Genomic DNA, 12,250 nt, shown 5'->3' with positions numbered 1-12,250 from the left:
GAATCCACAATAACGACATCCTTTCAGGTTATTTTTGTTTTGTAGGAGATTCAATTTTAACATGAAATTAGGGGGTCGTTGTTTTTTTTATGAAAAAAAACTTACGAAACCTTGATATATAAAGATTTAAAAAGAAAAGTAGTGTAAATAAACTTTACACTAACTTTTTATGTATAGAGGGGAATTTATAGTTTATAATTATAAAAGAATTATTATATATTGAAGGAGAAATAAATGATTAATTTAGATGAACTAAAGCTTATAACTTCTCAAGAACTATTAGAAAAATTATATGGTAAAAATTTAGAGACGAAAAAGGATGTTTTAGAATATATTGATAGAACAAAAATACTTAAGGGGGAAGGGGTACCTCAAGAGCTTATTGATGATACTTACAAATTAATTGATGAAAGTATAGATAATATGAAGTCAAAGGTTAAGCCTAATACCATAATGTTTTTAAAGAATAACTTAAAGTCTTCTCTAGGAAAATTGGTTAAAGAAAAGAAAGAAAATAAATCAGACAGTGGATTTATTAAATTCTTTAAAAAAGCATATCCAGAAGGGAAGAGAAATAGAAATTTTACTTATGTATTAATGGATAATAGTAAGATTTCTGCTGAACAAATTTGGACTACTTTAACTTATATAAATAGACAGTGTTTAAAAGATAATCTAACTATTTCTAGTGAAGAGAAAAAAGAAATTATACATATGATTCAAAGAATGTTAGATAAGAAGGATATTAAATATGTAAATAAAATAAAGAGTATGGATAAACTTCTAAAAATGCTTAATATTAAAATAAAAGAAGAAAAAGGAAGTTTTAAAGTAAAGTAGCAAAGGTCGTCAATAGTTATTGACGGCTTTTATAATATCACTAATCAGGAAAAGTATGGTATATTTATAAGAGATATATTGGAAGTTAGTGGCAGGGGGGATTATTATGTTAGACATGACAAAAGGGAATAGTAATAAGCTTATAATTAGGTTTGCATTACCTATGATTTTGGGTAATATATTTCAGCAATTATATAATCTTGTGGATACTATTGTAGTTGGAAGGTTTGTTGGCCCAGATGCATTAGCTGCAGTTGGTTCTTCTTTTGCAATAGTAACTTTTATAACATCAATAATAATTGGGCTAGCTATGGGGGTAGGAGTTATACTAGCTCAAAGCTATGGTTCTAAAGAAAATGATAAATTTAAAGAAATATCTATTACTTCTTTTATATTTATAGGGGGTATTACTTTAATATTGATGGTAATTTCTCTAATATCCATAAACTTATTGTTAGATTTATTTAATATGCCATCAGAATTATTAGGGCCAGCTAAAGAATATTTAATAATAATTTTATTAGGACTTGGATTTACTTTTATATATAATTTAGCAACTGCTATTTTAAGAGCAATAGGTGACTCTAAAAGACCTTTATATTTTTTAATTATTGCTTCATTAATTAATGTAGTTTTAGATTTAGTTTTTGTAATAAATTTCAATTTAGGTGTAAAAGGAGTTGCACTTGCAACAATAGTTGCTCAAGGGGTTTCAGCAATTTTGAGTATTATATATGTATTTAAGAATGTATCCTTTATAAAAATTGAGAGGAAAGATATTAGAATTAAAAAGGATACTTTGAAGCTAGTAGCTAATTATTCTATTCTAACTTCAGTTCAACAATCAATAATGAATTTTGGAATACTTATAGTTCAAGGACTAGTTAATACATTTGGAGTAACTGTAATGGCAGCTTTTGCAGCAGGGGTGAAAATAGATTCTATAGCTTATATGCCGGTTCAGGATTTTGGAAATGCTTTTTCAACTTATGTGGCACAAAATAAAGGAGCTGGAAAACCTGAAAGAATAAAAGAAGGAGTTAAAGGAGCAATTAAAATAATAATAGCTTTTTGCTTGTTTGTATCAACTTTAATTTTAATATTTTCTAAGAATATAATGCTTTTATTTGTAGATAAAGGTGAAGAAGAGGTTATAAGGCTTGGAGTTGAATATATATCAGTAGTTGCAATTTTTTATGTTCTTATAGGATTTTTATTTATGTTCTATGGTCTTTATAGAGGACTTGGTATGTTAAAAATGTCTATTATTTTAACTATAATTTCTTTAGGAAGTAGAGTTATACTTTCATATATTCTATCTTCAACTATTTTAGGTGCAAATGGGATATGGTGGTCAATACCTATTGGATGGGCATTAGCAGATGGAATTGGATTTTACATTTACAGAAAAACACGAATGATATGGAATAAAAATTAAAAAATATTTGTATATTTGATGTTGTATATGGTAAAATTGGGATGAGATTTAAAATAATGTGTTGAAATATAAAGAATATTATAATAAATAATTAGGGAGAGGTTATATGTTTAATAAATTTAATGTAAAACCATTATGGGAAGTAAGTAAGAAAATTGTTGCTGTATCTCAAGGGTATCAACCAGCAGATATGGTAATTACAAATGCAAAGCTGATAAATGTTTGCACTAGAGAAGTAATTGATAATACTGATGTTGCAATTAGTGAAGGAAGAATTGCTTTAGTTGGAGATGCAAAGCATTGTATAGGAGAAGGAACAGAAGTAATTGATGCAAAGGGACAATATATAGCTCCTGGATTCTTAGATGGTCATATCCATGTTGAATCATCAATGCTTAGTGTTAGTGAATATGCACGTTCAGTAGTACCTCATGGTACTGTAGGAATATATATGGATCCACATGAAATTTGTAATGTACTTGGGTTAAATGGTGTACGTTATATGATAGAGGATGGTAAAGGAACACCACTTAAGAATATGGTAACTACTCCATCATGTGTGCCAGCAGTTCCAGGATTTGAGGATACAGGGGCAGCAGTAGGACCTGAAGATGTTGCAGAAACTATGAAGTGGGATGAAGTTGTTGGTCTTGGAGAAATGATGAATTTTCCAGGAATATTATACTCTACAGATCATGCACATGGAGTAGTAGGAGAAACATTAAAGGCTAATAAGATAGTAACAGGACATTATTCTCTGCCTGAAACAGGGAAAGGATTAAATGGATATATAGCATCAGGAGTAAGGTGTTGTCATGAATCTACAAGAGCAGAAGATGCACTAGAAAAGATGAGACTTGGAATGTATGCAATGTTTAGAGAAGGTTCTGCATGGCATGATTTAAAGGAAGTTAGTAAATCAATTACTGCAAATGAGGTAGATAGCAGATTTGCAATATTAATATCTGATGATACACATCCACACACTTTACTTAAGGAGGGACACTTAGATCATATTATAAGAAGAGCTATTGAAGAAGGAATAGATCCACTAGTAGCAATACAAATGGTTACTATAAATTGTGCTCAATGCTTCCAAATGGATCATGAATTAGGGTCAATAACTCCAGGAAAATGTGCAGATATAGTGTTTATAGATGATTTAAATAAGATTAATATAACAAAGGTTATTATAGATGGTAACGTAGTTGCTGAAAATGGAGTTTTAACAACTGAAATAGCAGAGTACCATTATCCAGAAGATGCTATGAATTCAATGCATATAAAGGGAGAAATAACTCCAAAATCATTTGATATATTAGCTGAAGGTAAAGATAAGGTTAATGCAAGAGTTATAGAAATTATTCCAGCAAGAGTTGGAACATATGAGAGACATATTGAATTAGAAGTTAAAGATGGAAAAGTTCAATGTGATGTAAGTAAAGATGTTCTAAAAGCAGCTGTATTTGAAAGACATCATGAAACAGGTAAAGTTGGATACGGATTTGTAAAAGGCTTTGGAATTAAGGGGGGAGCAATGGCTGCTACAGTTGCTCACGATGCTCATAATTTATTGGTTGTAGGAACAAATGATGAGGATATGGCTTTAGCTGCTAACACATTAGTTGAATGTGGTGGTGGTATGGTAGCGGTTAAAGATGGTAAGGTATTAGGATTAGTTCCACTTCCAATAGCAGGACTTATGAGTGATAGACCATTAGCTGAGATGGCTGAAAAGGTTGAAGGTTTAGATAAGGCATGGAAAGAAATTGGATGTGATATTGTATCTCCATTTATGACAATGGCTTTGATTCCACTTGCTTGTTTACCAGAATTAAGACTAACTAATAGAGGATTAGTTGATTGTACAAAGTTTGAACTTGTTCCATTATTCGTAGAAGAATAATAAAAAGTAAGACCAAATAAGAGTTAATAATATTCTTATTTGGTCTTAAATTTTCATATAATTATAATTTTATAAAAAAAACAAAAAAAAGAAAGATGATGGTACTCATCTTTCAACTATGGTATAAAAGGGTATTGAGAATTTATGAGAGGTTATATGGTCAATAACCAATTACTATAATACGACATTTTGTCGAAAAAGCCAATACTTTTTTATTAAAAAATGTATAGAAATTTTATCCTTACTTGAGAAATAAAGCATCTTTGTATCTTCTATTATGAATATAGTACTCTTTTAGGTAAGAAATAAACACTTTTCTCAATTCCACAAGTTGAGTAATATCATCAACAATATATATTAATAATCCTTCCCAAACAGGACTTTTAATATAATTTTCATTTTCAATATAAAAATTAAATAACTTAAATAATATATTAGACAAATCCTTACTTATATGCTCTAAAGATTGAGGAGTATCAAGCTTATTTATTGAATTCTTTAAATTCTCTCTATCTTCCAAGGTAAAATATATTAAACATTCTATAACTGAATCAGGAATAATCATTCTGTGATCTATTAATCCAGTGTTCTTCTTTAAGTATTTAAAAGAAGTATTATAGTCTTGTATTTTAAAATATGACCAAGCAAGCATTGAATTAATATATTCAATATAATAGGAGTTTTTAATTTTTTCAGCCATTCTAAGAGACATTTTCAAGTAATTTATAGCATCTGCATGATTATCTAGCATGAAATATACTTCAGCCGTTTTTTCATAGCTCTCCATTATACTAATAAAGTTGCCTTCCTCTACATATAAAGCTAATGCTTTTTTAATTGAATCATATGCTTTAATTGGATTATTTTCTACTCTATAAACATAAGAAAGCCAGTAATAACAATGACCATTTTCTTTGTAATTTAGTGCTTTTTCAATATATTTTTTTCCTTCGGATATATCTCCTGTAATATTTAAAATATCAACACCAATATAGAAGTTATATAATGACTCTTGCTTTGGAGATAATAAATCAAAAGCTGAAAGTATGGATTCTTTAGCACCTTCAAATTTATCTCTCTCAGGAGTACTACAATATCTAGCTAGCTTGACCAAATAATAGTCAAGTATAAGGGGTGATGTAATAAAGTCATCTTCATACTTTTCTATATCACGGAATATTTTATTTGTATAATCAAATTCATTAAAATTAAGATCATTAAGAAATCTTTCAAATGATTTTAAGCCTTTTTCTATAAATTCGGCACTATCATTGAATTTTAGGCCAAGTCTTTCAAAAAGAATAGATATAACATCATCACTTGGAAGCAATTCACCATTCTCAATGCGGCTTAAGTAGGATGGTACACAGATTCCCTTTGCAAGAGCTTTTTGACTCATATTTTTCTTAATTCTATTTAATCTAACTATTGATCCAATAACTTTCTGATTATTTTTGTATAAAACATCATTCATTTATTAAACCTCTCATTTGTAAAATTTTGTTTATTTTCTTAAGGTTAACATAGTAAAAATATTTAAGTCAATGTTTACAGGCTATTTTTAACATAATAAACCTATAAATTGTATGAGAATTTCATAGTGAAATTATATGCTTAAAAAATGATTTTTATATCATATTTCACAAGGGACTATATTTCGTAAATCATTGAAATGAGTGAAGTTACTTTGTTACTATAAAACTAAAATATAGGTAGTTAATAGTTATAAATGATTGTAATTTAAGGAGGAGTTTATGAAGAGTTATATTGTAAATAAAAACGTAGTTAGATATGACTTTGGAAAGCCTATTGAAACATATTCTGTAATAGAAAAGGGAGTAAGTGAAAGTGACATAGAATTTAAATATTTTCAGTTGAATTTAGGGGAGGAAATTCAACTGAAATATAATATGGGAAAACAAGATATAGTATATGGATTAGGTGAAAATACAAGGGGAATAAACAAAAGAGGATGGATATATGAAAGCTTTTGTACTGATGATCCAAATCATGCCCCAGATAAAAAGTCCTTATATGGGGCGCATAATTTCTTTATTGTTGATGGAGAAAAGAAATTTGGAGTTTATATAGATTTTCCAAGTAAAATTATTTACGATGTAGGGTATGAAAAAAAGGATAAACTACAGGTAACAATTGAGGGCAAGGATGCTGATATTTATATAATTAATGGAGAAACAGTAAAAGATATAGCGCAAAATTTTTTAAAGATAATAGGAAAAGGATATGTACCTCCAAAGTGGGCTTTTGGTTATATGCAAAGTAGATGGAGTTATCCAACAGAAGATGCAGTAGAAAGTTTAGCTAATGAGTTTATAAAAAGAGATATTCCTTGTGATGGTATATGCCTAGATTTAGATTATATGGATAATTATAAGGATTTTTCTTTAAGTAATGAAAGATTCCCTAATTTTGAAGAAGTCACTAGAAAACTAAAGAGTAAGGGTGTTAAGATAATTCCAATAATAGATGCTGGTGTAAAGATAGAAGATGGATACGATATTTATGAAGAAGGTATAGAAAATGATTATTTCGTTATAGATAAGGATAGCAAACCTTTTGTAGCAGCAGTTTGGCCTGGAAAAGTACATTTTCCGGACTTTTTAAATAAAGATGCAAGAAAGTGGTTTGGCAAAAAGTATAAGTGCTTGATTGATAAGGGCATTGAAGGTTTTTGGAATGATATGAATGAACCGGCAATCTTTTATAGTGAAAATGGAATAAATGAGGCTTATAGAAATATTGACGAATTAAGAACTAAAGAACTTAATATAGATTCATTCTTCAAATTTAAAGATGTTGTATTAGGTTTAAGCAATAGTATGAATGATTATAAAAGCTTTTATCATAAGACAGAGGATGGAATAGTGAACCATTATGACGTTCATAATTTATATGGATTTAATATGACTAAAGCTGCTGCAGAAGGTTTTGAAGAAATAGATAGCAATAAGAGATTCTTGTTGTTTTCAAGGGCATCATTTATTGGAGCACATAGATATGGTGGTATTTGGACAGGAGATAATTGCTCATGGTGGGAGCATCTAATTTTAAACATGAAGATGTTGCCTTCTATAAATATGTGTGGATTTATATATAGTGGAGCAGATACTTGTGGATTTGGAAGTAATGTAGATCCGGAATTAGCTATAAGGTGGAACCAGTTAAGTATATTTGCCCCTTTATATAGAAATCATTCTTCTATGGGGACAAGAAATCAAGAGCCATTTGCCTTTGATGAATATACAGAAAAGACTATAAAAAATATTATTAAATTTAGATATGCAATGATTCCTTATCTTTATTCAGAATATATGAAGGCTATAGATTCAAGTGATATGTTAATAAAGCCTTTAAGTTTTGAATATGATGATGAATTTGTATCACAAATAGAAGATCAATTGCTAGTAGGAGATTCTATTATGATTGCTCCAGTTTATGAGCAAAATAAGAGGGGAAGATATGTGTATCTACCAGAGGATATGCTTTTATGGAAGGTTAAGAAATATACTAGCAAAGATTTTGATGTAATTAATAAAGGTCAGAATTATATTAATCTAGATTTAAATGAATTTGCACTATTTATAAGAAAAAATAAAATGTTCGTTTATGGTGAGCCTGCACAAAATACAGAACTATTAAATAATGAAACATTAAATGTATTAGCATTTGTAGCAGATAGAGCAGAGTATGATTTATATGATGATGATGGAATAAGTAAGGAATATCTATTAGGAGAGCATTCAAACTTAAATATAACAATTACATTAGAAGAGGATAAGCATACAATATTAGTAAAGAATAGTGGAAATAATAAGGTGAAAGAACTTTTAGTAACTATTATAACAGCAGAAGGAAAAATAATCACTGAAAAAGTAAATGTATAATTTCTTAAGAGAGGTGTTTATGAAAAAACTAGATATAAAAAAAATAGACAGTCTTTATTATTATGAAAATAATGATTTAGGCTATGAGATTAAAGGAAAACAACATGTTTTCAAGGTTTGGTCACCTATAGCTGATGAAATGTATCTATGTATATATGATGGGTATGATGATATAGAAGGAGAAGAATATCCTATGGAAAAAGGCCATAAAGGTGTATGGCAAATTACTTTAGATGGAAACTTAGATAATAAGTTTTATACTTTCATTGCTTTAATAGATGGAGTTAAAAGTGAGGGGGTAGACCCTTATGTAAAAGCCATATCTGTAAATGGAGAAAAAGGTGCAATTATAGATATGAATAAAAGTGATCCAGAAGGATGGAGTACTCATGTTATACCAAATAGATTATATGGTACAGATTCAATTATATATGAGGTAAGTGTAAGAGATTTATCATCTGATAATGAGTCTGGAATAAGGAATAAAGGGAAATTTCTAGGTTTAACAGAAAAAGGTACAAAAGGGCCTAAAGGAATTAAAACAGGGATATCACATATAAAAGATTTAGGAGTAACCCATGTACAACTTTTACCTATATTTGATTTTGCTACTATAAATGAAAGGGAGCCTTATAGTGCAGAAAAGTATAATTGGGGGTATGATCCTGCTAATTATAATGCACCAGAAGGAAGTTATTCTACAGATCCATATAATCCAGTTACAAGGATAAGAGAGTTGAAAGAGGCTATTAAGTCTATCCATGAAAGTGGTATGTTTGTAATAATGGATGTAGTTTATAATCATATGTATGATGTAGAAAGATCAGGTTTTAATAAATTAATGCCTGGATATTATTTTAGATATAACAGTGATGGAAGGCTATCTAATGAAAGTATGTGTGGAAATGGAATAGCATCTGAAAATGCTATGGTTAGAAAATTTATAGTAGATTCTATAGTTTACTGGGCAAATGAATATAAAATTGATGGATTTAGATTTGATCTTATGGGATTGCTTGATGTAGAAACTATGAATAAAATTAGGGAAGAGTTAGATAAGATAGATCCTAATATAATTATTTTAGGTGAAGGGTGGAATATGCCAAGTCTCTTAAGATATGAAGAAAAAGCTGTACAAGGAAATGCTTATAAGTTAAATAATATTGCTTTCTTTAATGATGGAATTAGAGATGGATTAAGAGGAAATCCATTTTCTCATGAAGTTAGAGGGTTTTTAAGTGGAGAATATAATAAGGAATATGATGTTAAGAGAGGAATAGTAGGAGGCATTAAATATTCGGATTATATTCAATCTTGGGGAGATGTATCCCCTAATCAAGTAATAAATTATATTGAATGTCACGATAATCATACTCTATATGATAAATTAAATCTTACAGTAAAAGATTATAATGATTTGAAATATATGAGCAGATTAGGTACTAGTATAATTTTATTATCTCAAGGAATTCCATTTTTACATGCAGGACAAGAATTTTTAAGAACTAAGAATGGGATTGAGAATTCATATAATGCCCCAGATTCAATTAATGAGATAAATTGGAGAAGAAAGTTAGAAAATATAGACACATTTAATTATGTTAAAGGATTAATAAGACTAAGAAAAGCTTATTCAATTTTTAGAATGAGAACTGTAGAAGAAATAAGAAATAGACTTAAATTTATAAATACTCCAATGAATTCAGTGGGGTATAAGTTGTTGGATGATATTAATGGGGATATAATAGTTATTCATAATGCAAATAAGAATAGTATACAAGTAGATTTAGATCATTATGATAGATTTAATATTATTGTTAACAAAGAAAAGTCTGGAGTAGAAGTAATAGAAGTAGTAGAAGATAATAAATTATTTGTTGATGGATTATCAACTTTAGTTGTAAAAGTATAAAAGAAATCGCAAAAGCGATTTCTTTTTTTGGGAATATGAAAAAACAATAATATAACAATATATAAATATAACAATATATAAATATACTGTGATATTTTGAAAATAAAAAATTTTAAGTTGTTAAATGATAAAAGACTCTTAGGATTTCTGATACGCTCCAAGCTTGTGCAAAGCATCCTCTAGATTCATTAGGATTTAATCCATCATATATTTCAGCAATTTGCCCAACGCATCCTTCTCTTAAGCAAGACTCAAAATATTCTAGTTGTTCACGTACCTTTTCCTTAGCCTTAACAGAATAATCATTTACTTTAAGATAAGATATGAAATATCCTCCAAGAGGAAATGGCCAAACTGTACCTTGATGATATGACATGTCACGTTTAAAGTGACTGCCACCATATTCTTTTACAAATTCTTTGTCGTATTTACTTAATGTTCTAAGGCCATAAGGAGTATATAGTTCTTGATATACTTTATCTACAACTAATTTTGCTTTCTCATTGCATAATGGAGAAAAGGGAACCATTACAGCCCAAATTTGATTGGATCTAACTTGATAGTCATAGTTATTTCCTGATACAACATCCTTAAGACATTTTTTTTCTTCATTCCAGAATTTTTCTTCAAATGATTTTTTTACTTTATGGCTTAAGGAGTCAAATTCTTTTACATCAAAATTGAGTTTAGTTGCAAAAAATGAAGCTACTTTTAATGCGTTATACCAAAATGCATTAACTTCAACGGGTTTGCCGTGTCTTGCAGTAGGTAAAATATCATTGAATCTTACATCCATCCAAGTTACTTGGTGGAAACCTTCACCAGCATTAATTAGATAATCATCATCCATATAAATGTTAAAATCAGTACCGTGCTTGTACCAATTTATAATATCTAATATAGGTTGAAAGCCTTCTTCCTTGATAAATTTTAAATCATTACTAGCTAAATAATATTCATAAAGTGCATAAATGTATAAAAGGGAGGCATCTACCGTATTATACATTGGTTTAATTCCGCCCTCTGGAAAAAGATTAGGCATTAGTCCTTTATTAAGATGTCTTATGAATGTTCTAAATATATCTTTAGCATCATTGAATCTTTTGGTACTTATGCAACTACCAAGTACAGCAAACATAGTGTCACGGCCCCAATCTTCAAACCATGGATATCCTGCTAATATAGTTTTTGCGTTAGTAGATTCTCTATGGCTAATGAATTGGTCACTAGCTCTTACTAAGGTTTTTGCTAAATCATCCTCAAAGCCAGCATTATTTATTAAATCTTTTTGCCTAGATATTTCATTATTTATTAAAGAGTCAATATCTTTAATATCTTCATTTTCTAGGGTGAAAATAAGTTGGTATTCAGATTTGCTTTTTCCATTACATTCAAAATAATAAGAAACTAGTGTTGTTCCTGAACCAACTGCATTTCTACCATCTACTGCATCATATGCAAAGTAATAATCATTAATAAAGGTTGGTATAGATAATTCTTTGCTAGAATAGTTTGAATGAATATTAAGCTCTATATCATTAGCAATAAATGTATCATTTTTAATTATATAATTATGAGGTGATGATAATATTTCCCCTCTTTTGGCAAATACGAAAACAGGAATAACTTCAAGTTTCACATATTTATCATTTCTATTATCTATAGAGTATTTTATACCTAAGGTATTTTTACCTTGCTCATATACAATGGTTTTTATAATTTCTACTCCATCATAGAAATATGTCCACTTAGGAAGATATTCTTGGGAAAAAGAATGTATATTATTAAAACCAGCTATATTTTTTGTATAGCATACATATTCCTGAGAACTTAAATAAACTTCTTTATTATCAATTCTAAGTATCTCCTCAACTTTACTTATTATATTTTTTCGATTATTTGGAGCTTTGGTACAAGCCATAAATAATGAATGATCATTTCTAGCTAGAGAGTTAATAAGAGTTGTACTAGAAAAACCTCCTAGTCCATTAGTTAGTAAATAGCAATGCTCATTACCAGACTTAAATGATTTAAAGTCGTTTTTACCATAGTTAAATTTCATTTGAATCCTCTCCCTTAAATAGATATTTATAGAAAATGTTTTAAAATACATTTCATATGGATAAATTTTAGTTGAGTTTAACAAAGAGGTATTCCAAAGTCAATATGATTATTACTAGAGATTGAAAAGTGTGAAACTTTTAGGAATTAAATCAAATTTAAGGAAATAAGCAATGGCAATACTTACA

The 12,250-nt window shown here is 28.8% G+C and carries 7 protein-coding genes; 5 read left to right on the top strand and 2 right to left on the bottom strand.

Annotated elements, in window-relative coordinates:
• Positions 1-234 precede the first annotated feature (234 nt).
• The 3 genes from KIB46_RS10240 (at position 235) to ade (ending at position 4,184) form a co-directional block, all read left to right on the top strand.
• Positions 235-840, top strand: coding sequence for a hypothetical protein (locus KIB46_RS10240; RefSeq protein ID WP_291671694.1), 606 nt, complete (start codon positions 235-237; stop codon positions 838-840).
• A gap of 106 nt (positions 841-946) precedes the next feature.
• Entirely contained in the window at positions 947-2,278 is a 1,332-nt protein-coding gene (locus KIB46_RS10235; RefSeq protein WP_291671692.1) for an MATE family efflux transporter, read from the top strand.
• 106 nt (positions 2,279-2,384) lie between these two features.
• Entirely contained in the window at positions 2,385-4,184 is a 1,800-nt protein-coding gene (ade, locus tag KIB46_RS10230) for an adenine deaminase (protein WP_291671690.1), read from the top strand.
• Between the two features lie 241 nt (positions 4,185-4,425).
• Here ade and KIB46_RS10225 read toward each other — a convergent pair whose 3' ends face one another.
• The gene (locus tag KIB46_RS10225; protein WP_156561599.1) at positions 4,426-5,658 is read right to left on the bottom strand and encodes a helix-turn-helix transcriptional regulator; all 1,233 of its coding nucleotides are present in this window, start codon (positions 5,656-5,658) and stop codon (positions 4,426-4,428) included.
• A gap of 280 nt (positions 5,659-5,938) precedes the next feature.
• On the opposite strand from KIB46_RS10225, the gene KIB46_RS10220 reads away from it, so the two are divergent.
• A complete protein-coding gene (locus tag KIB46_RS10220) occupies positions 5,939-8,089 on the top strand; it encodes a TIM-barrel domain-containing protein (protein ID WP_291671687.1) in 2,151 nt (716 codons plus the stop codon).
• Positions 8,090-8,108: 19 nt separating this feature from the next.
• Positions 8,109-10,001, top strand: coding sequence for a type I pullulanase (pulA, locus tag KIB46_RS10215; RefSeq protein WP_291671685.1), 1,893 nt, complete (start codon positions 8,109-8,111; stop codon positions 9,999-10,001).
• Positions 10,002-10,113: 112 nt separating this feature from the next.
• Here the strand turns inward: pulA and KIB46_RS10210 are convergent, their stop codons facing one another.
• Positions 10,114-12,063 carry an amylo-alpha-1,6-glucosidase gene (locus KIB46_RS10210; protein ID WP_156561602.1) on the bottom strand — a complete coding sequence of 650 codons (1,950 nt, stop codon included), beginning with the start codon at positions 12,061-12,063 and terminating at the stop codon, positions 10,114-10,116.
• Positions 12,064-12,250 lie beyond the last annotated feature (187 nt).

The organism is Clostridium sp., from assembly GCF_018372875.1.
In the GTDB taxonomy this organism is placed as follows: Bacteria; Bacillota; Clostridia; order Clostridiales; family Clostridiaceae; genus Clostridium.
This window is presented reverse-complemented; position numbering and strand designations above follow the sequence as displayed.

Excerpts from the sequence above, each read along its gene's own strand:
- KIB46_RS10225 (WP_156561599.1), bottom strand. The coding sequence starts at position 5,658 with ATGAATGATGTTTTATACAAAAATAATCAGAAAGTTATTGGATCAATA.
- KIB46_RS10220 (WP_291671687.1), top strand. The coding sequence starts at position 5,939 with ATGAAGAGTTATATTGTAAATAAAAACGTAGTTAGATATGACTTTGGA.
- pulA (WP_291671685.1), top strand. The coding sequence starts at position 8,109 with ATGAAAAAACTAGATATAAAAAAAATAGACAGTCTTTATTATTATGAA.
- KIB46_RS10235 (WP_291671692.1), top strand. The coding sequence starts at position 947 with ATGTTAGACATGACAAAAGGGAATAGTAATAAGCTTATAATTAGGTTT.
- ade (WP_291671690.1), top strand. The coding sequence starts at position 2,385 with ATGTTTAATAAATTTAATGTAAAACCATTATGGGAAGTAAGTAAGAAA.
- KIB46_RS10210 (WP_156561602.1), bottom strand. The coding sequence starts at position 12,063 with ATGAAATTTAACTATGGTAAAAACGACTTTAAATCATTTAAGTCTGGT.
- KIB46_RS10240 (WP_291671694.1), top strand. The coding sequence starts at position 235 with ATGATTAATTTAGATGAACTAAAGCTTATAACTTCTCAAGAACTATTA.